This window comes from Paenibacillus montaniterrae, assembly GCF_018403185.1.
GTDB classification, from domain to species: domain Bacteria; phylum Bacillota; class Bacilli; order Paenibacillales; family Paenibacillaceae; genus Pristimantibacillus; species Pristimantibacillus montaniterrae.
The window spans coordinates 265,659-288,166 of the sequence record NZ_BOSE01000004.1; the positions used below are offsets into that span (position 1 = coordinate 265,659).

At 48.4% G+C, this 22,508-nt stretch carries 16 protein-coding genes and 1 other annotated feature; all 16 genes read right to left on the bottom strand.

Annotation, left to right across the window (positions count from 1 at the left end; all coding sequences use genetic code 11):
* Positions 1-21: 21 nt before the first annotated feature.
* A complete protein-coding gene (gene murC, locus KJS52_RS12775) occupies positions 22-1,413 on the bottom strand; it encodes a UDP-N-acetylmuramate--L-alanine ligase (protein ID WP_213515627.1) in 1,392 nt (463 codons plus the stop codon).
* Positions 1,414-1,420: 7 nt separating this feature from the next.
* Positions 1,421-2,794 carry a bifunctional folylpolyglutamate synthase/dihydrofolate synthase gene (locus KJS52_RS12780; RefSeq protein ID WP_213515629.1) on the bottom strand — a complete coding sequence of 458 codons (1,374 nt, stop codon included), beginning with the start codon at positions 2,792-2,794 and terminating at the stop codon, positions 1,421-1,423.
* A gap of 88 nt (positions 2,795-2,882) precedes the next feature.
* Complete coding sequence (locus tag KJS52_RS12785) at positions 2,883-5,525, bottom strand: valine--tRNA ligase (protein WP_213515631.1); 2,643 nt, start codon at positions 5,523-5,525, stop codon at positions 2,883-2,885.
* A gap of 56 nt (positions 5,526-5,581) precedes the next feature.
* Positions 5,582-5,823 (bottom strand) — a binding site (T-box leader).
* 53 nt (positions 5,824-5,876) lie between these two features.
* Positions 5,877-7,487 carry a LysM peptidoglycan-binding domain-containing protein gene (locus tag KJS52_RS12790; RefSeq protein WP_213515633.1) on the bottom strand — a complete coding sequence of 537 codons (1,611 nt, stop codon included), beginning with the start codon at positions 7,485-7,487 and terminating at the stop codon, positions 5,877-5,879.
* A gap of 86 nt (positions 7,488-7,573) precedes the next feature.
* Positions 7,574-8,539 (bottom strand): RluA family pseudouridine synthase, encoded by a 966-nt coding sequence (locus KJS52_RS12795; RefSeq protein WP_213515635.1) that lies wholly within the window; start codon positions 8,537-8,539, stop codon positions 7,574-7,576.
* A gap of 35 nt (positions 8,540-8,574) precedes the next feature.
* Positions 8,575-9,864: a glutamate-1-semialdehyde 2,1-aminomutase gene (gene hemL / locus KJS52_RS12800; protein ID WP_213515637.1), complete on the bottom strand. Its 1,290-nt coding sequence runs from the start codon at positions 9,862-9,864 to the stop codon at positions 8,575-8,577.
* Between the two features lie 29 nt (positions 9,865-9,893).
* Positions 9,894-10,895 carry a porphobilinogen synthase gene (hemB, locus tag KJS52_RS12805; protein ID WP_213515639.1) on the bottom strand — a complete coding sequence of 334 codons (1,002 nt, stop codon included), beginning with the start codon at positions 10,893-10,895 and terminating at the stop codon, positions 9,894-9,896.
* Positions 10,896-11,128: 233 nt separating this feature from the next.
* Positions 11,129-12,679, bottom strand: coding sequence for a uroporphyrinogen-III C-methyltransferase (gene cobA, locus KJS52_RS12810; RefSeq protein ID WP_213515640.1), 1,551 nt, complete (start codon positions 12,677-12,679; stop codon positions 11,129-11,131).
* A 1,114-nt stretch (positions 12,680-13,793) separates the two neighbouring features.
* On the bottom strand, positions 13,794-14,750 hold the full coding sequence (gene hemC / locus KJS52_RS12815; RefSeq protein WP_213515642.1) for a hydroxymethylbilane synthase: 957 nt from the start codon (positions 14,748-14,750) through the stop codon (positions 13,794-13,796).
* On the bottom strand, positions 14,731-15,399 hold the full coding sequence (locus KJS52_RS12820; protein ID WP_213515644.1) for a precorrin-2 dehydrogenase/sirohydrochlorin ferrochelatase family protein: 669 nt from the start codon (positions 15,397-15,399) through the stop codon (positions 14,731-14,733). The genes hemC and KJS52_RS12820 overlap by 20 nt, the downstream gene beginning before the upstream one ends.
* 27 nt (positions 15,400-15,426) lie before the next feature.
* A complete protein-coding gene (gene ccsA / locus KJS52_RS12825) occupies positions 15,427-16,245 on the bottom strand; it encodes a cytochrome c biogenesis protein CcsA (RefSeq protein WP_213515646.1) in 819 nt (272 codons plus the stop codon).
* 67 nt (positions 16,246-16,312) lie between these two features.
* On the bottom strand, positions 16,313-17,692 hold the full coding sequence (gene hemA, locus KJS52_RS12830; RefSeq protein ID WP_213515648.1) for a glutamyl-tRNA reductase: 1,380 nt from the start codon (positions 17,690-17,692) through the stop codon (positions 16,313-16,315).
* Positions 17,693-17,868: 176 nt separating this feature from the next.
* Entirely contained in the window at positions 17,869-18,267 is a 399-nt protein-coding gene (gene speD / locus KJS52_RS12835) for an adenosylmethionine decarboxylase (protein WP_213515650.1), read from the bottom strand.
* Positions 18,268-18,670: 403 nt separating this feature from the next.
* Entirely contained in the window at positions 18,671-19,264 is a 594-nt protein-coding gene (locus tag KJS52_RS12840) for a non-ribosomal peptide synthetase module (RefSeq protein ID WP_213515652.1), read from the bottom strand.
* A 235-nt stretch (positions 19,265-19,499) separates the two neighbouring features.
* Positions 19,500-20,165, bottom strand: coding sequence for a ribosome biogenesis GTP-binding protein YihA/YsxC (gene yihA, locus KJS52_RS12845; RefSeq protein ID WP_213515654.1), 666 nt, complete (start codon positions 20,163-20,165; stop codon positions 19,500-19,502).
* A gap of 4 nt (positions 20,166-20,169) precedes the next feature.
* Complete coding sequence (lon, locus tag KJS52_RS12850; RefSeq protein ID WP_213515656.1) at positions 20,170-22,506, bottom strand: endopeptidase La; 2,337 nt, start codon at positions 22,504-22,506, stop codon at positions 20,170-20,172.
* Positions 22,507-22,508 lie beyond the last annotated feature (2 nt).

Consider the following 22,508-nt stretch of genomic DNA (forward strand, 5'->3'; position numbering starts at 1 on the left):
TCTGCCTGATCGTCCTTTTACTCATTGCTGGATATGAGCGCCCAGCTGATGAGCCACCTGCCAAATATCGCCCGCTCCCATCGTAATCACAACATCGCCAGGTGCTATCGTTTCCTTCAGCTTCTCCAGCACCTGCTCCTTTGTCGGGATATATTCCACATTGCGCTGCCCATTTTCCGCGATTAAAGCGACCAGCTTCTCAGAGGAAACTCCTTCAATCGCTTCTTCTCCTGCAGGCGAATAAATATCGGTAATAATGACATGATCCGCCTCCGGAAAAGCTCTGCCGAACTCATCAAATAAAAAGTAAGTACGCGTAAAGCGTTGCGGTTGAAAAACCGCTGTAATTCGCTTGCCTGTAGATTTCGCTGCACGAATGGTCGCTGTAATTTCCGTTGGATGATGGGCATAATCATCGACAACCAGCATCCCTTTCGTATCAGCCAGCACTTGAAAACGACGTTTAGCGCCTTCAAACTTAGTTAAAGCTCCACGAATAGCGTCAAAGCCGACTCCAGCTTCATGTGCGGCAATAATGGTCGCCAGCGCATTATAGACGTTGTGGATGCCTGGCACAGACAGCTTAAATGTGCCTAGCTGCTGCTCTCCATGCTGCAGATCGAAGCTGATGCAGCGATCGCCCTCCACAATATTCGTCGCGGTATAATGGGCTTGTTCGTGAATGCCGTATGTGATCAGCTGCTCCGAGCGCAGTTGCTCATTGTCATATACACGCGGCAGCAGCTCGCGCACATTGGCGTCGTCGACACAAACAATCGCTTTGCCATCAGGCTTAACCTGCTTTAAAAACTGCACGTAGGCTTTTTTAATGTTTTCAAAGTCCCCATCGTAATTTTCCAAATGATCAGCCTCGATATTGGTGACCACCGCAATAGATGGGTGATATTGCAGGAAAGAGCCGTCGCTCTCATCTGCCTCCGCAACGAGATAGCTCCCTTTTCCCGCCTTGGCATTCGTCCCGAGATTAACGATTTCCCCGCCAATAATATAGGTAGGGTCCTGCTCGGTTAGCTCCATTACCAATGCAATCATCGAAGAGGTCGTTGTCTTGCCGTGTGCGCCAGCTACCGCAATCCCATTCGTTGCATTGAGCAGTCTTGCCAGCATTTCTGCGCGATGCAGCACAGGAATGCCCGCTTGCTTGGCAGCAACGAGCTCAGGATTATCCTTCGCAACAGCACCCGAGTATACGACGAGCGAAGCGCCTGTGATGTTATCCGCATGATGTCCGAGCTTGAAGTCAACGCCTCGCTCTACAAGCTTTTTTGCCAATGCTGATAGTGCAACATCAGATCCAGTTACTTTGTAGCCCATTTCCAGCATAACTTTGGCGATTGCGCTCACGCCATATCCGCCAATACCGATGAAATGAACCTGTTCATTTGCTTTCAAAGAGAATTCACCAGCCTTTTTCCGCATCCTTGTTGTGTAGCATATACGAGCGTACGTCTCCTATTAAATACAATGTACCAGTAACTACTGCCAGATCTGATTCATTCGTTCGTTCAAGCAACAGCCTTAGCGCTTGCTTCCAGTCTTTTTCGACGGTTATGCGCGGTGCGTCCTGCAAACCGAGCTCATTTGCAAGCTCCTTCACTTCAGCATACAGCTCGTCAGCGTCCTTGGCCGAACGATAATTGGGTTCTGTAAGAATCAAAGTATCCGCTAATGGTAATATATGCTTAAATGTGTCATGGTGATTCTTATTCTCGATCATCCCCATAACAAGATGTAGCTTTTCGTACTGATACGTTGAGTCAAGCGCCTGAGCTAGCGCTTGTGCGCCTTCCGGATTATGCGCGCCATCGATAAGCAGGCGAGGCTTGCTGCTGATTTGTTCAAGTCGTCCAGGCCATGAAGTCATTTTCATGCCTTCCAGCAAATCCTCGTCATCGATTACAAGCGCAAAATATTGACGCAGCAGCTCAATGGTCATCAGTGCAATTGCCGCATTATGCCGCTGATGCGCCCCAGCCATTGTAATGGTTACATCTTCAATATTTCTGAACAAGCCTTCAAAGCGGAATTGCTGCTCATGCTCGTCTACATACAGCGGCATTTGATCAAATTGCTGCTCATAGACGTACATTGTGCTTTTCTTCGCTTCTGCAACCTCTTGAATAACACGAAGCGCCTCAGGCTGGGTTACCCCAACGACAACAGGAGTGCCTGCTTTAATAATTCCCGCTTTCTCGTAAGCAATTTGCTCAAGCGTGTTGCCCAGCTTATCCATATGGTCATGGCCAATTGTCGTAATGACTGACACGATCGGATGCACAACATTCGTTACATCCAGACGTCCGCCAAGCCCTACCTCTAGCACAACGTAATCAGGGTAGGTCACTGTCGCGTAATACAAAATCGCAATGAGGGTTGTTACTTCAAACATCGTAGGCGAGCCAAGCTCGGTTGCAGCCATTTCCTCGACATAAGGTCTTACCTGATTGGCAAGCTCCAGCAACACTTCCTCTTCTATATCTTGACCATTATATTGGATACGATTCGTAAATTTAGTTATATATGGCGATGTAAATGTACCGACATCGTAGCCGCCTTTACGCAAAACATGAGTCAGGTAGGAGCAGACAGAGCCCTTGCCATTGGTGCCTGCAACATGAATGATACGCAAACGGCGATGTGGATTTTGAAAGGCATCCAGCAATTTTTCGATTCGCTCCAAGCCGGGGCGAATGCCGAATGGAATTAAACTGTTAATCCATTCGACAGCCTCAGTGTAGGAGCTCATAGCAGCGTTAGCTTGATTATGGCTCATTACAACTCACCTTCTCCTCGACTTTTTCTAGCTTCGTTGTACACTGCCCGCACGCTTATGCACATTAGAAGCTTTCCTTCATGCATGATTAGCCGCGCAGCTCAGCGATGCGTTGCACAACCTTATCGCGCTTCTCTGCATAATCCTTCATTTTGTTCCGTTCTTCCTCTATTACGTTGGCTGGAGCCTTCGCTACAAAGCCTTCATTGGCAAGCTTTTTCTCTACGCGCTCCACTTCCTTGTTCAAATGCTCAAGCTCTTTCTCAAGACGAGCCACCTCTTGGGCAATGTCCAGCAAGCCAGCTAGCGGCAAATACAGCTCTGCGCCTGTAACGATGGCAGACATCGCTTTTTCCGGCGTTGCCATTTGCAATGAAATTTCAAGTGACGATGTACCGCAGAATCGTTTAATAAACTCCTCGTTAGACGTCAAAATCGCATATTCCGCCTCAGTAGACGGCTTAACAAGCAGCTCGACTTTTTTGCTCATTGGCACATTGACCTCTGCGCGAATGTTGCGGATCGCGCGAATCATATCCATAAGCAGCTCCATTTCTTTTACCGCAGCAGGAGCCTCAAGCGCTGTGTCGTACACAGGCCATGCAGCAAGTGTAATCGTCTCGCCTTGATGCGGAAGATGCTGCCAAATTTCCTCGGAAATAAACGGCATAAACGGATGAATCAAGCGCTGTGTGCGATCAAGCACATAAGCAAGCACCGATTGAGTCGCTTTTTTAGCCGCTGCATCCTCTCCGTACAGACTTAGCTTGGAGAATTCGATGTACCAGTCGCACAGATCGTCCCAAATGAAATTGTACAGCAGTCGGCCAGTTTCACCGAAGTCATAGCTGTCCATCAGACGCGTAATATCACGCACCGTTTCATTCAAGCGATGCAAAATCCAGCGGTCGGCCGTGCTTAGGTTGCCGCTTAAATCGATATCTTCATAGGTGAAGCCTTCCAAATTCATTAAAGCAAAGCGCGATGCATTCCAAATTTTGTTGGCAAAATTCCGCGCCTGCTCTACCTTTTCAAAACGGAAGCGCAAATCCTGGCCAGGCGTGCTGCCTGTAGAAATCATAAAGCGCATTGCATCTGCCCCATACTGCTCGATTACATCAAGCGGATCAACGCCGTTTCCGAGTGATTTGGACATTTTTTGGCCGTCCTTGTCACGAACAAGACCGTGCATCAGCACATCTTTAAACGGCATTTCTTCTGTAAATTCAAGCGCAGTGAAGATCATGCGCGCAACCCAGAAATAAATTATATCGTAGCCTGTTACAAGCACGCTCGTAGGATAGTAGCGCTTCAAGTCGTCCGTTTGCTCAGGCCAGCCAAGCGTCGAGAACGGCCAAAGTGCAGAGCTGAACCATGTATCCAGCACGTCGCTGTCCTGACGCAAGTTTGGATCGGTTTGATCCTCGCGGGATACAATCATCTCGCCTGTTTCGTCATTGTACCAGGCAGGAATGCGATGTCCCCACCAAAGCTGACGGGAAATACACCAGTCGCGCACATTTTCAATCCAGTTCAAATATGTTTTTTCAAATCGCTCTGGCACAAACTGAACGCCCTTGCCTGATTTTTGGGCAGCAATCGCAGCTTCAGCTAGCGGCTTCATCTTAACAAACCATTGTGTAGACAAATAAGGCTCAACTACAGCACCGCTGCGCTCGCTGTGGCCTACTTGATGCACATGATCCTCGATCAGCACGCATACACCTTGCTCCTGCAGATCAGCTACAAGCTGCTTGCGGCATTCAAAGCGATCAAGACCTTTATACGGTCCAGCCTCGTCATTCATCGTGCCGGTCTCGTCCATGACGATGATTTGCGGCAGGCTGTGGCGCTCACCTACCTCAAAGTCGTTAGGATCATGCGCAGGTGTAATTTTTACCGCGCCTGAACCGAATTCCTTCTCAACATACTCGTCGGCAATAATCGGAATTTCACGGTTAACGATCGGCAATACGATCATTTCGCCAATCAAATGCTTGTAGCGCTCATCCTCAGGATGAACAGCTACAGCGGTATCGCCCAGCATCGTTTCCGGTCGGGTCGTCGCCACTGTAATGTATCCGGAGCCATTTTTCAACGGGTAGCGCAAATGATAAAGATGCCCGTTCAACTCCTTGTAAATGACTTCTATGTCAGAAAGAGCCGTGCGCGCAGCCGGGTCCCAGTTAATAATTTTTTTGCCGCGGTAAATCAGACCTTTCTCGTACAGGCGTACGAATACTTCGCGTACAGCCTTGGAAAGACCTTCATCAAGCGTAAAGCGCTCGCGTGAAAAATCAAGCGACAGCCCCATTTTAGCCCACTGCTCGCGAATCGTATTGGCATATTGATCCTTCCACGCCCATACCTGCTCAAGAAATTTTTCTCGCCCAAGATCGTGACGAGATACACCTTGCTCACGCAGCTTCTGCTCCACCTTCGTTTGTGTAGCAATACCGGCATGGTCAGTTCCAGGCAGCCATAGCGTGTCATAGCCCTGCATGCGCTTGGTGCGAATAATAATATCCTGCAAGGTAAAGTCCAAAGCATGCCCGATATGCAGCATGCCTGTAACGTTTGGTGGTGGGATTACAATTGTAAACGGCTCTGCCTCTGGACGCTTCCCTGCTTGAAAAAAGTTGTTTTTTAGCCAAAACTCATACCATTTTTGTTCCGCAGCCTTCGGATCATAGGTCGTCGGCATGCTTAATTTCGACTGATTGTCTGACATTTTTTCATCCTCCATGCGTGAATCTTATTCATAAAAAAAAGCCTTCCATCCTTATTAAAAAGGACGAAAGGCTATGCTTCCGTGGTACCACCTTCATTCCATATGAAAACAATCCATCATATGGCACTCGATGCAGATAACGGCTGCGGCCGGCCTCGCTTACTAGCAGCAATAAAGCAGCATTCAGCTTGGCAATTCAGAGGTGACCCATATACTTGTTATCCTATAGAGCCTTTCAGCGAACAGCCCTACTCTCTGAAGGAAACGTAGGTATATTATTCCTCATCAACATTATTACACATATAACTCTATAATAACGTAAGATGAGGCTCTAGTCAATTTATATGCAAGCTAAGGAATATAAAGCAGCTGACCTTCCGTAATCGCCGATTCATGCAAATTGTTGCGAATTAACAGATCACGAGGATTAATGCTGTAGCGCAATGCAATTTGCTCCAGCGTATCCTCCTTTTGCACGATGCACATCCGAATTCGCTTGAATTCATTTTGCTCTGGCCGCTTGTTCAAGAACAGCTGCTGCCATTCGATTTCATCATCGGTAGTTCGCTGCTTCTCTTCCTCTGCCTGTTTTCGGTCAAGCTCCTGCTGCTGCAGCGTCGCTGCCTGCTGTGCCGCCTGCTCGCGCAAGCTGGAATTTAATATCGTGCGAATGCCTTGCGTTTCATTTTGTGCAGTATTGCCGTTTAACGCAATGTGCAGCTCGCGTTCTGCAGTCGGCTCGGCATGGTGCACATGCTGCGACTCCAGCTCCTCAGCTTCCAGTTCTTCATTGACCTCTTGCTCCTGCTCACGCTCAGCCTGTTCTTCCACAGCTGCTTCCCACGCCGACCATTGCACAGCATCATGCTCTGGTGTATGAGCGGTATCGCTTGCCTCCTGCGCATACGGATCCTGCTCTTCTTCTCTAGCATATTGCGCATGCTGCTCTTGCTCTTCTTCTCTAGCATATGCTGCATGATGCTCAGCCTCGCTGTATGCTGCCTCTATGTGCTCGTGCTGCTCATACTGAGCAGTCTCAATGCTGCCTTGCTGCTCTATGTTATACTCTGCAGCGCGATGCAAATATTCCGCTTGCTCGCCTTGAGCGTGCAGCTCCTCAGCGCTTTGCGCATACTTTTGTCCAAGCTGCTGCAAAAAGCTGTAATGCTGCTGCTCAGGCTGCGCTGCATAATGTGCATCAAGCTGCTCTTCCTGCTGCTCGTTCCGATAGCCTTCCGCCTCATAGCCATGCTGCTCCGGCTGAGCCGCAAATTGCTGACTCTCAGCTTGCTCGGCATAGGCATATACGTGGAAGGTTTCGGTCTGCTGCTCCGATTCAGCTTCAGCTTCAGCATAATAATACGCTTCGCTTTGCTGCTCTGCGCTAACGTGATAGACTTCCTCGCCGCGATACGCAGCTTCTCCTTGATAGGCTGACTGGTTGAGATAGTCCGTCTCGTTTTGATATTCTGTCTCTACCTGCTGTTCAGTCTGACCTTGAAAGTCAGCAGCGCTGTACTCCGCTGATTCCTCTTCCCCGCGCGAGTGGGATACAGTAAACACCTCAGCATTCCAGCCGTCAGCTTCTTCATCCTGCTCCAGCACAATGCCGCGCAGCGATAGAATGCCTGTCAGATTCAATGCTCTGGAAGAGAGTAGTACAACATCGAATGTATCAATATCTACCGTAATTTCATCCAGCCTTGTCACTCTATTCATTGGCAGCGTAATTTCTACTGGAATCCAATGCTCAAGCGCTACTTGCTCGTCCCTTTCTCCTTGAGCACGATAGATGCCATTCAATACTAGCTGCCCCTGAAGCACCGCATTCTCGCCTTGCTCTATCACTTGAATCCGTGGAACCAGCTCAATTTCCTCCAGCTCGTCGATCGCCGCTACATTTTCGGGCAAATGCACGCGCTCATAAATATCAAATCGAAGTCCATGATTGCCATTAGACACGATAAAGCCTCCCTTCACCATAATGAATGCTTGTTTAACGTTAGCTTTCACTATTTATCTATATGGTGAAGGAAGGCTCAGCATGACTAACTTTTTGTAATATGCTGCTTTATTTCTGCATACCAGGCTGGAAGCTCGGCTTCAACAACAAGCTGCTCGCCTGTTACCGGATGAATAAAGCTTAAGCTTGACCCGTGCAGCGCTTGATGGCTAAGCAGCTCTGTATTGCCGCCATACAAGTAGTCGCCAACAAGCGGATGGCGAATATGGCTCATATGAACACGTATTTGATGGGTGCGCCCCGTTTCCAGGGCAAGCTTGACAACGGAGTACAGCTCTCCGCTTTCAACCAGCTCGTAGTGGGTAATGGCCTCCTCGCCTTTCGGCGTGACCATTCTCCGCTTTGGCTGATGACGATCCTTGCCAATCGGCTCGCGAATCGTCCCTTTTTTGCTGTTCAATTTTCCATGCACGATTGCGATATAGGAGCGCTCAATTTGCTTGTTGCGCATCTGCTCATCAAGCCGCTGCTGCGCCAGTTCATTTTTCGCATAAAGCACCGGGCCTGATGTATCATCATCCAGCCTATGTATATGTCTAACGATGATCGGATCGTTTTGCCGCAGCATATGGACCGCTACTGCAACGTCAAGGCTGTTGCGCTGCCCTTTGTTGGCGCCATGCACTGGCATGCCCGCAGGCTTGTTGGCAACGAGCAAATGCTCATCCTCATACAAAATTTCAAGCCGCGCCGCTCCTGATTTTAATTCGGTTTGCGCTGCGCGATAATCATCATTTTGCTGCAAGTCAGCATACATATAGGCGATCAAATGCAGCTGCTCGCCAGCCCATGTAATGCCGCCTACCGAAAAGATTCGATTAACCCATTTTGCAGGCAATATCGAGCAAGCCTGCAGCCATTGCCGCACAAGATGCGGATGGCTGCCTACCTCAGGCTGATACTTGGCCTGCTCTTTTGTTAAACGCTGCGCCAACCCTTTGTAATCAAGGACGAGATCCGCCCCCTGACGAGTCAGCAAACCTTCTAACATAGCATTCACCTCAGTTTAGAGCTGTTTAGAGCTGTTTAGAGCTGTGATAGCGCATAGCCTTGAGCAGCGATCGTATGCTCAATATCTTCATCACTATGCACGATGGAAAGGAACAAACCTTCAAATTGTGATGGCGGCACACTGACGCCTTGATCAAGCATATGCCCGAAATAGCTTGTAAAGTACGATAAATTCGACGTTTTGGCCGTTTCGAAATTGATGACCTGCTGATCCGTAAAAAATGGGCAAACCATTGAGCCGACTCGATTGATCGTTAGCGGCACGCCATATTTTTTGGCGTTGTCCTCGAATCCTTGCTGCAAGCGGGCCGCCTTTGCCTCAAGCTGCGCATAGGCCTCTGGCGTCATCAACTGCAGCGTCGTATAGCCTGCGGCCATAGCCAACGGATTGCCGGACAATGTTCCAGCCTGATAAATCGGTCCGCTTGGCGCAATTTGCTCCATAATATCGCGTCGTCCGCCGTAAGCCCCAACTGGAAGACCTCCGCCTATCACTTTGCCAAAGCAGGTCAAATCAGGCGTAATGCCAAATTTACCTTGCGCGCAATGATAATCGACGCGGAAGCCCGTCATTACCTCATCAAAAATAAGCAGACTGCCATATTGCTTCGTCATTTCTCTTAAGCCTTCAAGAAAGCCTGGCAGCGGTGGCACAACCCCCATATTGCCAGCAATCGGCTCGACAATTACGCAGGCAAGCTCCTCACCATAGCGTTCGAACGCCAGCTTTACGCTTTCCAAATCATTATAAGGCACCGTAATCGTATTTTCGGCTACCGATTGCGGCACGCCCGGCGAATCAGGCAAGCCCAATGTTGCAACGCCTGAGCCGGCTTTAATGAGCAGGCTGTCGGCATGTCCATGATAGGAGCCCTCGAATTTCAAAATTTTCGAGCGCTTCGTATAGCCTCGCGCCAGACGCAGTGCGCTCATTGTCGCTTCTGTGCCCGAATTGACCATGCGCACAATATCGACAGATGGCACACGCTCAACAACTAGCTCGGCCATCAGCGTCTCCAGCTCGGTTGGCGCACCAAAGCTGGTCCCTTTCGCTGCCGTCTCCTGCAGCGCCTCAACAACTTTAGGGTGAGCATGTCCTGCAATAAGCGGCCCCCAGGACAGAATATAATCAATATAGCGGTTCCCATCAATATCATAAATGCTGCTGCCTGCGCCGCGTTCTACGTAAACTGGCGTCAAGCCAACTGATTTATAGGCGCGCACAGGGCTGTTCACTCCGCCAGGAATTACTTTCTTCGCACGTTCAAATGCTTGCTTTGATAAAGTATCGACACGTTTGCTCATCCTTGCTCCTCCTCAACTTTACAAAAATGCTAACCCTCAGAATCCTTCAGCCATTTTGCTGCATCCTTGGCATGGTACGTAATAATGAGCGATGCGCCAGCACGCTTCATGCCTAGCAGCGTTTCCAGGACAACGGCCTGCTCGTTGATCCAGCCATTTGCTGCGGCAGCCTTCACCATTGAGTACTCCGCACTTACATTGTAGGCTACGAGCGGCAGATCAAACTGCTCCTTCAACGTGCGTACAATGTCCAAATAAGCAAGCGCAGGCTTAACCATTAAAAAGTCCGCTCCTTCAGCGACATCGCTGTCTGCCTCGCGCAATGCTTCGAGCGAATTGGCAGGGTCCATCTGATACGTTTTGCGATCGCCAAACTGCGGCGTTGAATGAGCGGCATCGCGGAACGGTCCATAAAATGCCGAGGCATATTTTACGGAGTAGGACATAATTGCGATATCGGCAAAGCCGGCCTCGTCCAGTCCTTGACGAATCGCGGCCACGAAGCCGTCCATCATATTGGAAGGCGCAATAATATCAGCGCCGGCTCTAGCTTGGGATACAGCCGTTTTAACTAGCAGCTGCAGTGATTGATCATTGTCAATCTGAGCGATGCCTGTTGCTTCCTCCACATGCACGACTCCGCAATGACCATGATCGGTAAATTGGCACAAGCATGTGTCTGCGATGACAACGAGCTCAGGCGCCCATTGCTTGATTGCAGCAATCGCTTGCTGTACGATTTCTTCATCATCATAGGCAGAGCTGCCCTGCGCATCCTTATAGGCTGGCACTCCAAAAATAAGCACCGATTTAATGCCCAGCTCAACAACCTCCTGAATTTCCAGCTTAAGCTGGTCGAGAGACAGATGGTATACGCCTGGCATTGACGGAATCTCTTCTCTTACCCCTTCGCCATGGGTAACAAATATCGGATAAATAAAATCTTCTACCTGCAATGTATGCTCTCGCACCATGCTGCGCAAAGCTGCAGATCGGCGCAGCCTGCGATTGCGAGTAATAGGAAATGTCATAATGTCGCCCTCCTCAAACTTTTGTAACACAAAGTTGTCTTGTAGGGCATGTCTGAGAACTCCGAGGACAGCCAATTTTGCCGAATTTTCGTTCCATGCAAGGCGCGTTTGTGAAGGCGTACCGGGCGTACGTCAAACAAACGGAACGAAGCAGGGGGCGAAAAGGCGGTGAAAGGGGCCGCTGAGCGGGTTTTCAGACACGCCCTAAGTATGTGCTGTAACTTTGCATGATGCTATTGCTGCTGCTTCGCAGCATTGTAAACGACAAGTGCGGCAGTTAAAGAGTCTATTGTCGCTTCTGCCGCTTCAACGGTTACCGTTAAGCCGTACTGGCGGATTGTATCTGACGTAATTGGACCGATGCTGGCAATCGGATACTGTGAAAGCAGCGCGACTGGATCTTCGAATCCATGATGCTGCAGCACTTTAATTAAATGATGAACAGTAGAAGAGCTTGTAAACGTCAGCATATGAATATGCTTATCCTTCAACCATTCCAGTACAATCGGGTCCTGCTGCTCAGCAACCACCGTTTCATAAACGCTGATCTCATCTGCTACGATGCCTTTCTCTCTCAGCTGCTGCGGCAACACGGAGCGGGCCAGATCGCCGCGCGGCAGCAGCACGCGCTCTCCTTGCTGCATTACGCCATCCAGCGCCTCAACCAAGCCCTCTGCATCGTAGCGACCAGCCTGCAGCTCGACCTTCAAGCCGCGCTGCTGCAGCGCCTCAGCGGTCTTCGGACCGACAGCTGCAATTTTGGCGCGATAAAAGCGCCGCACATCAATCCCTTGCTCAACCAGTGCGCGAAAAAAATAGTCAACGCCATTTACACTTGTAAAGGCGAGCCAATCATAGCCTTCTGCTTGATATAAGCATGCATTAATTTGATCAAGCATGCTGGCAGCTGTTGGCTTGCGTACCTCGATGACCGGAAACTCGCATGGTTCTCCGCCAAGCTCTTCAATTTTCTCTGCAAATTCGCTTGCCTGCGAGCGTGCGCGCGTCACTAATACACGCATGCCAAACAACGGCATTTTCTCATACCATTGCAAAGCTTCACGCTGCTTGACCACATCGCCAACAATTATGACAGCAGGAGATTCAAATTTCGTTTGCTTCACCAGCTCCGCAATATTTTCCAGCGTACCGACAAGCGTTTGCTGCTCTGGTGTTGTTCCCCATCGAACAAGCGCAACAGGCGTATCGGGGCTTCGGCCATGCTTCATAAGCTGTCTTGAAATATAGTCGATTTTGGCAACGCCCATAAGAAACAGCAGTGTGCCTGTAGCATTTGTTACCTTATCCCAATAAATTGAGCGATCCAGCTTATCTGGACTTTCATGGCCCGTAACAATCGAGAGCGATGACGCGTGGTCGCGGTGCGTTACCGGAATTCCCGCATAGGCAGGCACCGAAATCGCCGACGTAATGCCAGGCACAATTTCATAAGGAATACCGTGCTGATTGAGCAAGCCAGCCTCCTCGCCAACCCGTCCGAAAATCGTAGGGTCGCCTCCTTTTAACCGTGTAACAACATGCCCCTCCAGCGCCAAATCGACCAGCAGCTGATTAATCTCCTCCTGCTTCATCGTATGGCGGTCGGGCAGCTTGCCCACATAAACGCGCTTCACATCTGGCTTGGCATAACGCAGCAGACGCGGGCTTGCCAAGCGATCATACACAATTGCTGTGCACTCCTTAATACACTGCATGCCGCGAATCGTAATAAGCCGCGGATCGCCAGGACCTGCGCCCACCAAATACACTTTCCCCTTTTTCATCCTCTTATCCCTCAATCTTTACTCAATATCAGCGCTCCGGAGCAAAGCTTCCTCCAGTCGCTTTTTAAATCGTAATGCTTTCTTATTTGAATTTTTAAGGTTGCATTACGATGTTAAAGGCGACCCACTTCGTTTTCCGGATGCTTTGCTCCTCCGCTGGGGCTTTCACCGTCGATTATGCTGCGAAGCAAGCGCAGCGTTATCTAAGTTGAGCTATTTGAATTTCAGCGCTCCGGAGCAAAGCTTCCTCCAGTCGCTTTTTAAATCGTTATGCTTTCTTATTTGAATTTTTAAGGTTGCATTACGATGTTAAAGGCGACACACTTCGTTTTCCGGATGCTTTACTCCTCCGCTGGGGCTTTCATCGTCGATTATGCTGCGAAGCAAACTCAGCGTTATCTAAGTTGAGCTATTTGAATTTCAGTGCTTCGGAGCAAGCACTCCTCCAGTCGCTTTTTAAACCCTTATGCATTGATTAAATATTATTGGTTGCATAAGGGTTTAAAGGCGACACACGTTCGTTTTTCGGATTGCTTGCTCCTTCGCTGGTGCTTTCAACGTGACTATGCTACGAAACAAGCGCAGCGTAGAGCAATAGCTACGTGAGCACCTCAAATGTTTTCGCAGAAAACAAACTTCGAAAGCATAAGCCTTTCGCTAGCGTTCAAGATTCGCCGTCGAATCCGCTACAGAGAAGTCGCATCGTCATCAAAGTCCAGCTTTTTGAACTTCCTCTAAAATGAGGGTTCAAAAAGCGGGGCTTTCAGGACCAAGAAGCTTGGACGCTAGTAGAAAACGAGGAGCGCAGCGTAGAAGCAGAGCTACGTGAGCACCTCAAATGTTTTCGCAGAAAACATACTTCGAAAGCAAGCCTTTCGCTAGCGTTCAAGCTTCGCCGTCGAATCCGCTACGAAGCGGCGCATCGTCATCAAAGTCCAGCTTTTTGAACTTCCACTTAAAATGAGGGTTCAAAAAGCTGGGCTTTCAGGACCAAGAAGCTTGGACGCTAGTAGAAAACGAGGAGCGCAGCGTAGGCACTTGCTACGTGAGCACCGCAGTTTTCGCTAGCGTTCAAGATTCGCCGTCGAATCCGCTACGAAGCGGCGCATCGTCATCAAAGCCCTGCTTTTTGAACATCCTCTAAAATGTTGCGAGCACCATTGCTTAGCAGATGCTCCGCCACACCCCTCCCCAGCTGCACCGGGTCGGTGCTGCGTCGGATTTCCTTGAGCAGAGTGTTTCCATCCGGCGAACCTACGATGCCTGTAAGCTCTAGTACAGCGCCTGCTGCGGACTGCTCGACGATAGTAGCATGCGCGCCAATCGGAACCTGACAGCCGCCCTGCAGCGTGCCAAGAAAGCTTCGTTCAGCAGCAACAGCAAGCGCAGACTCCTCATCGTTCAGCAAGGCTAGCAGCTTCGTAACTTCGTTATCATTGTCACGGCATTGTACACCTAGCGCACCTTGTCCAACTGCCGGCACACAAAGCTCAACTGGCAATAGCGCCGAAATGCGCTCCTCCCAGCCCATTCGTGTCAGACCGGCCGCAGCCAATACAATCGCATCGAAGCCCTCTGTTTCAAGCTTGCGCAAGCGCGAGTCAATATTGCCGCGTATCCACTGCAAGTCAAGATCTGGCCGCGCATGCTTCAGCTGGCTGCTTCTGCGCAGGCTGCTAGTTCCAACCTTGGCTCCCTGGGGCAAATCTTCAAATGATGCTCCCTGCTTTAATACGAGGCAATCCTGTGGCGTCAACCGTTTAGGAACCGCTCCGATCGTCAAGCCTGCAGGCAGCTCATACGGCATATCCTTCATGCTGTGAATCGCCATGTCAATGACGCCATCAAGCAGCGCCTGTTCAATTTCTTTGACAAAAAGTCCTTTGCCGCCTACTTTGGACAAGGTTACATCCAAAATTTGATCGCCCTTGGTTACAATTTTATGAATCTCAAATGTATACGGCAGTCCATGCTGCTGGCAAAGCTTCTCAAGCTGCTTGATCACCTGACCGCTTTGCGTAAGCGCAAGCTGACTTTGACGAGTGCCGACCTTAATTATTTTCGCGTTCATTTTCTGCATCCTCACCTTCAACCTGTACAGTTCTATTATATAACGAGGCGTACCACGTTTCATACGGCTGCTCAGCCGCTTCTACTGCCTCAGATACAGCAAGCGACAGCAGATGCTGTCGCTGACGGGCATTCATATCAGTGCGAAGCACATCAGCGCGCAATCGCTTTAGCAGCTGCTGCGCCTGATCATAGTGTGGCAAGTAATTGTGCTCCAGCTCCCGCTTCATATGCTTGACGAGAGCGGGGCTGCTTCCACCTGAGGATATCGCAACCGTCAACTCATTGCTTCTTGCCACAGCTGGCGTAATAAAGCTGCCCTGCTCGCCATCGCTGACATTACATACCAGTATATCGCAATTCAAGGCATCATTGCTAATCTGCTCATTAAGCCGCCTATCATCAGTCGCTGCAAATACTAATCCAGCCGACTTCAGCACACTCTTTTCGTATCGTTTCGCTTGCCAGCATATACTGCCCTCATCAGCGAGCTGCTGCAGCTTCTCGCACAGCTGAGGCGCAATTACCGTAACCGATTGAGCGCCTCCTTGGAGCAAGCCGTTCACCTTGCGAGCAGCAATGCTGCCCCCGCCTACGACAACAACTCGTTGTCTGCCAAGCCTAAGCATGATAGGGTAAACCTCATCCATCATGTAACGCCCCCTTGTCAAGCGAATTTAGTGGAAGGACGAGTATTCGCCAGATAGCATATTCACAATTTGAATCGCAAAGGCTAGCAAATACAGCCTGGCAATTTCATGACCAGGCTTCTGATGTACAGAGCGCTGATAAATAAAATAGCCATAGATGCCAATCGCAACAATGCTCGTAATAATTTGCACATCAAGCAGCATTTGCGTCTTGCCTTCTACAATAATCGAAATTAAAGCGATCGCCAAAGACATAATGAGCAGCGGGAAGCCGATAATGACCATCCGCTCCATCGTTCTAGCAATAACCTCAAGGCTAGGAAAGCGCCGCAGCCATTTCATCCACTTTTTCTTCTTAAGCGCATGATGCACAATCAAATACATAATTGCCAGCAGCGCCCCTACGGTTAAAATCGCATAGGCACTAATCACTAGACTAATATGGACATAGAGCAGCTCACGCGTCGTCTGCCACAGCTCGAGCGTATTGCCCTTTAAGGAAAAGCTGTATAAATTAAGCGCGAACAATGAAAACCCGATAATGTTGACAAAAAATATAATGAGCTCAATATTATAAAATCGGCTAAGAATAAATGAAATTGTAATCATTGTCCACGAAAATAATTGCAGCAAATCAACATTCGTAAACTCAAAAACTGGTGCATTGAGCTCCGTTACAACTCTCATAATTAAAAATGCTCCTGAAAGCACCCATACAAAAACAAGCAGCCCTGTGCCTAGCTGCTTTGCCTTTCGATTTTCATAAATGAAATCAGAAAAGTAAAACAGCAGACTCAGGGCATATATATAGACGATACTGTCATATATCCACAATTCCCAATTCATCATTGCACCACCCTGCGTTCTACTTCAATTAGTACAATCGAAACTTGAGGGCATTAAAATTGAAAAGCTATGAACGCACCAAGGCAGCAAGCTTTTTCGCTGAGCGAACAAGCGAGTTGCGTTCCTGGACAGCAGTCGACTGTGCTTCCTTCTTGTCATTTTCTTCGGCAAGGAGAGCAAGCTCCTGCTCCAAGTCAAAAAGTTGGGTAAACAACGCCATCGCTTCATCAGCCTTTTTCTCGCCTGCCAATTCCTTAATGCGCACAACAGGCTCCTGAATCATCTGATTGACCATGCTTTTGGTCAGCTTGCGAATGACCTTCAGCTCCTGCTCTGACAAATTAGGCAGCTTATTGGTTAGGCTGACCATGGTTGCGGCATGAACCTGCTCTGCCTTGCTGTGCAGGGCACGAATAAGCGGTACAACGCCAAGCGTCTGGTACCAGCTTTCAAATTGCTTGATTTCCTCAGCAATCATCGCTTCGATTTTCACAGCTTCCTGCTTGCGCTGAGCAAGATTGCTTTCCACTATATCCTTAAGATCGTCAATATCGTATAAATAAACGTTATCCAGCTCGGCAATCCGCGGATCAAAATCTCGCGGCACAGCAATGTCGATCATAAACAGAGGTCGATTGCGGCGCTTGTCCATAATACGTTGGACATCCTCTGCCGTCAAAATATACTGCTTTGCCGCAGTTGAGCTGATCATAATATCAGCCTGCTCCATCGCCGCTTTTGCCTGATCAAATGTATAGGCAAAGCCGCCGAACGAAGCAGCCACCTCCTGCGCTTTTTCCAATGTACGATTTACAACCGATATTTTCGAGGCTCCGTTGCCGTGCAAATGCTTTGCAGTCAACTCACCTGTCTCGCCTGCTCCAAGCACGACTACATTTTTATTGTTAAAGCTGCCGAATATGTGCTTTCCTAGCTCGACTGCCGCATAGCTGACAGACACCGCCAGTTCGCCAATTTTCGTCTCGGAATGGGCACGCTTGGCCAATGTAATAGCCTGTTTGAACAGCATATTAAAAATGGTTCCTGTTGTTTTCAGGTTTTGCGCTTCCAGAAAAGCGTCGCGAACCTGACCGAGTATTTGAGTTTCCCCGATAATCATCGAGTCCAGTCCGCTTGCAACTTTAAATAAGTGCTCTATGGCACGATGATCCTCATACATATACAAGTAGCTGGTGAACTGCGCTCTCGGCAAACCAAACCAGTTTTCCATAAACCAGCGCACATCATGACCGCAAATTTGTGGGCGTTCCACAACTGCGTAAATTTCCGTACGATTGCAGGTGGCGATAATCACACATTCCATAATGCTCATTGTTGCTTTCAATGCAGTCAATGCGCCAGCCAGCTGTTCTTCTGCCAATGCAAAGCGCTCGCGAACCTCTACAGGGGCAGTACGATAGTTCAAGCCAACAACGACAATATGCATGGTGATCTCCTTCCTTACCTTAAGACGTTTTTATAATAATTCTAATTATAGCATAATACTAAATACTCAAAAGGTGCATATTTGACTAATATTTGAAAACTATTGCTTTAGTATTGCACAGTATGTAAAGAAATAACCATAGACGTTAAGCCTATGGTTATCGAATATCATCATCGTTATACTAACTCAATTTGGTTTAATTCAGGTTCCACGACTTGAAGCTCTCCCATGCCGCGAACCAGCTTTTTAGCATGAGCTTTTTTAGGTTTCAAAACTGAGAGCATGTAATCAATGGCCAGCTGAGGATCAACGGTTTCGCCACAAGTGTAACAATCAAGCGCAGCAAACCCTTTCTCAGGATACGTATGAATTGAGAGATGGCTCTCCGACAACAGTACAAGTACTGTAGCGCCTTGAGGTTCAAACTGTTTAGATTGTACAGATAGCACTGTAGCACCGCAAGCTTCTGCCGCCTCAACCATATGAGATTGCAGTTCCTCCGCACTATTTAGCAAGTCAAAATCAACACCCCATGCATCAACAGCAACGTGTCTTCCGAAAGTTGAATATTCCATCCTTCGGTTCCCCCTTCCTAGGAATAAAATGTTTAAAAAATTTCATCCGCTAGGACCTACGTCATTCACTTCTCGAGGGATTAATCTCTCGCAACATTACTATGTCCTGAGTGAATCCTGGTTCCTAATTTTGAACAACCTAAATGTTTTCAACGAGATTAAAAATAACATCTTATGAAGAGAAATGCAACAGTTTTTTTGTGGTTTTTTTGCCTTATCAAACAGGGATAGCTGCCTCTCTTTAATTTACTCAACATTGCTCATCATTGCTACCTGTTGCTCATATTTTATTTTTTTATTAAGCCAAAATTTGCTAATCATGATAAGAGCCTCAAGCGGTACAGCTACAAAAAAATCCGCAGCATGCATAGCTTTTTGCCAAGCTTTGCATGCTGCGGAAAGATTAGTACGCCTCAAGCTGAAACAGCTTGACGGTCAGTTCCTTTAATTGTGCATCGATCTCAGCAACTTCCTCGTTGGAGCTTGCTCTGATGCGCTGATCTAGCAAATGATCGATATCCAGACTAATCAGCCTGATTTCTCTTTCGATCAAGCGACTATCGAATACATGCTGCAGTTTCTGTGCTGTGTTTTTCTTTTCGAAAACAATCCGTCTTCCCTTATCGCTAATTTCTACAATAAGCTGAACGGCACCCTGCTTATAATGATATTGCATCGTATAATGGCTATAAATTCGATTTACGATTGCATTGCCGCGGAATACGGAAACCGCCTTGCGCATTGCATTCGTCAGCTTTAACTGGACAACGGTGCAAGACATCTCACACACATACTGATCATAATGACGTTCAAATGTCATTTTAATCTTTTCATGTCCGGCTACATCCTCTACTACGAGCGATTGGCTGCCATTTTCAAGTACAAGAACTTGAAGGGATAGCTGCTGCTCCTCCATTAACTGGATAAAATCTTTCAACTCTGAACTGCTCAACTGAAATCTTGCATGAACATACTCTGTGGCTATCCGCTTAGCCATAAAAATCTCCTCAATTCTTCGCTTTCCTGGTTAATAGCAAATCCAGAAAAGCCCGAATACACGCTTATACGTTATATTATACGTGATTTGGAGCTCATATTCCTGCCGTTCAGCTCCGATTTTCAAGCGTATTCTGCGAAATAACGGAAATATCCAAAAAAAATTCAAGTTATCTGTTAGCATCCTCGAAATCTGCTTAAAAGTTCTCTTGTATGCTACCTTATCCGTAAGTCAATTATGATTGCTCTTGCTTATTTTCTGACAGCTCCACCATAGCCTCAGTTGTACCGCCAGAGTCTGGCAGCTGCATGCCCGCTGCATCTATTGCGTCCAAAATCGTATCCCACAGCTGCTCGCGGCCAAGCCCTGTTTCAGATGAAAATAGAACGACCGGCACTTCCTTATCAGCGCCAAGCGTTTGCTTGATCTGCTTTAGATGCTTGTCCCATTTGGAGCGAGGGATTTTGTCCGCCTTCGTGGCAACGATGCATGTAGGAATTTCAAAATGCTTCAGCCATTCATACATTAGCACATCGTCCTTGGAGGGCTCATGCCGAATATCAATGACGAGCAGCTGCAGCACAAGCTGCTGCCGCTCTCTTAAATAAGTTTCGATCATGACGCCAAATTGCTCACGCTGCTTTTTTGAAACCTTGGCATAGCCGTATCCAGGAAAATCGACCAGGTAAATCGCTTCATTAACGCGATAGTAGTTGAGCTGCTGAGTTTTTCCCGGCTGCGAGCTCGTTCTTGCCAAATTTTTACGCAGCATCATTTTATTGATCAAGGATGATTTGCCAACGTTAGAGCGACCTGCCAGAGCAATCTCTGGCAGGCCATCCTCCGGGTATTGATTTGGTCTAACCGCACTAATTACAAATTCTGTTTGCTTAATTTTCATTTATCTAATGCTCCTTTTGCTCCAGTAATGCATGCTTCAGCACTTCATCCAGATGAGCAACAGGAACAAATTCCATCTCTTGCTTAATGCTTTCAGGAATATCATCCAGATCACGCTGATTGTCATAAGGCAGCAACACTTTTTTAATACCGGCGCGATGTGCAGCGAGAGATTTCTCCTTCAGTCCGCCAATTGGCAGCACTCTGCCGCGCAGCGTAATTTCGCCGGTCATCGCTACCTCTTTCGACACATATCGTCCACTTAAGGCTGAGATCAGAGCCGTTGCCATGGTGATGCCGGCAGACGGTCCATCCTTCGGAATTGCACCTTCAGGAATATGGATATGAATATCGAGCTTCTCATAAAATGCCGGATCAATGTTCAGCTCTTCGGCATGCGAGCGAATATAGCTGAATGCCGCCTGCGCTGATTCCTTCATCACATCGCCAAGCTTGCCTGTCAAGTTAAGCTTGCCGCTGCCCGGCATCGTCGAAACCTCAATAACGAGCGTATCGCCGCCAACCTCAGTCCAGGCCAAGCCTGTAACTGCGCCAATTTGATGGCTGGCATCGACTGAGCCGTAGCGGAATATTGGCTTGCCAAGCCACTCCTTCACCTTCGCCTCGTCAATTTCAATTTGCTGCAGCGCTTCATCCGAGACGAATGCCTTTGCTGCTTTGCGGCATAGCGCGGCGATTTGCTGCTCTAAATTACGCACGCCAGCCTCGCGTGTATACTGACGAATAATAAGGCTGATCGCATCATCCTGAAAGGATAGCTGCTCCTCGCTCAAGCCGTGATCGCGCCGCTGCTTCGGACAGAGGTAGCGCTTGGCGATCTCTGTCTTTTCAAGCTCGGTATAGCCAGGAACCTGAAGCACTTCCATTCGGTCAAGCAACGGACGTGGAATTGTATGCAAGGAGTTCGCTGTTGTCACAAACATAACTGAAGACAGATCAAATGGCACCTCAATAAAATGATCACTGAATGTGCTGTTTTGTTCCGGATCAAGCACCTCAAGTAGCGCTGCTGAAGGGTCTCCCCGGAAGTCGGAGGCCATTTTGTCAATTTCATCGAGCAGGAAAACCGGGTTTTTCGTCCCTGCCGATTTCATCCCCTGCATAATTCTCCCCGGCATAGCCCCCACATAGGTGCGGCGATGCCCGCGAATTTCCGCTTCATCCCGCACACCGCCAAGCGAAATGCGGACGAATTTACGATCAAGCGACTTGGCAATCGACTTGGCTAAAGATGTTTTACCAACCCCGGGAGGTCCGACCAGGCAAAGAATAGGCCCTTTAAGCTTCTTAACCAGCTTCTGTACCGCCAAATACTCAAGTACACGTTCCTTCGGCTTCTCCAGCCCATAGTGATCCTCATCAAGTATTTGCTCTGCTCGGGCTATATCGAGATCGTCATCGGTCATCTTGCTCCAAGGCAATGCCAGAAGCCAATCAATATAATTACGAATAATTCCACCCTCAGCCGATGATTGCGGCATTTTTTCCAAGCGGTCGATTTCCTTGCTGACCTTTTCTTCCACTGACTCAGGCAGCTGCGCTTCTTCTAGCTGCTTGCGCAGCTCCTCCACTTCGCCAAGCCTGCCTTCTTTCTCGCCAAGCTCCTTCTGAATCGCCTTCATCTGCTCGCGCAAATAATATTCCTTCTGCGTTTTCTCCATTTGCTTTTTCACGCGCGAATTAATTTGCCGCTCCATCTCCAGCACTTCTCGCTCGTTGTTTAGCAAATCAAGAAGCGCCTCAAGGCGCTTCTCCACATCAACCGTTTCCAGAATACGCTGCTTATCCTTTATTTTCAGCGACAAATGGCTCGTAATAACATCGGCCAAGCGCCCAGGATCATCAATATCTGAAACAGCAGCGTACGTTTCGGCTGTAATCTTTTTGGATAGCGAAACATAGTTTTCAAACTGAGTCAGCACGGAGCGCATCAGCGCGTCAATCGCTGGCGATTGCTCAGACGGCTCTGGCAGCTCCTTGACCAGCACCTCATAGAAATCATCGTTGCCGACGTAATCCACGATTTCCGCACGCATCAAGCCTTCAGCCAGCACGCGAATTGTACCGTTAGGCAGCTTGAGCATTTGCTTAACCTTGGATATTGTACCAACACGGAAAATATCCTCCTCAAGCGGCGTCTCGATATTTACCTCAGCTTGCGAAACCAACAAAATGTTCTGGTCATCGACCATCGCGCGTTCAAGCGCACGAATTGACTTATCCCTTCCCACATCTAGGTGGAGCACCATGCTGGGATAGACAAGCAAGCCCCGCAGCGGGAGCAATGGAATACGACGAGTCTTTGATTTGCTAGATCCCATTC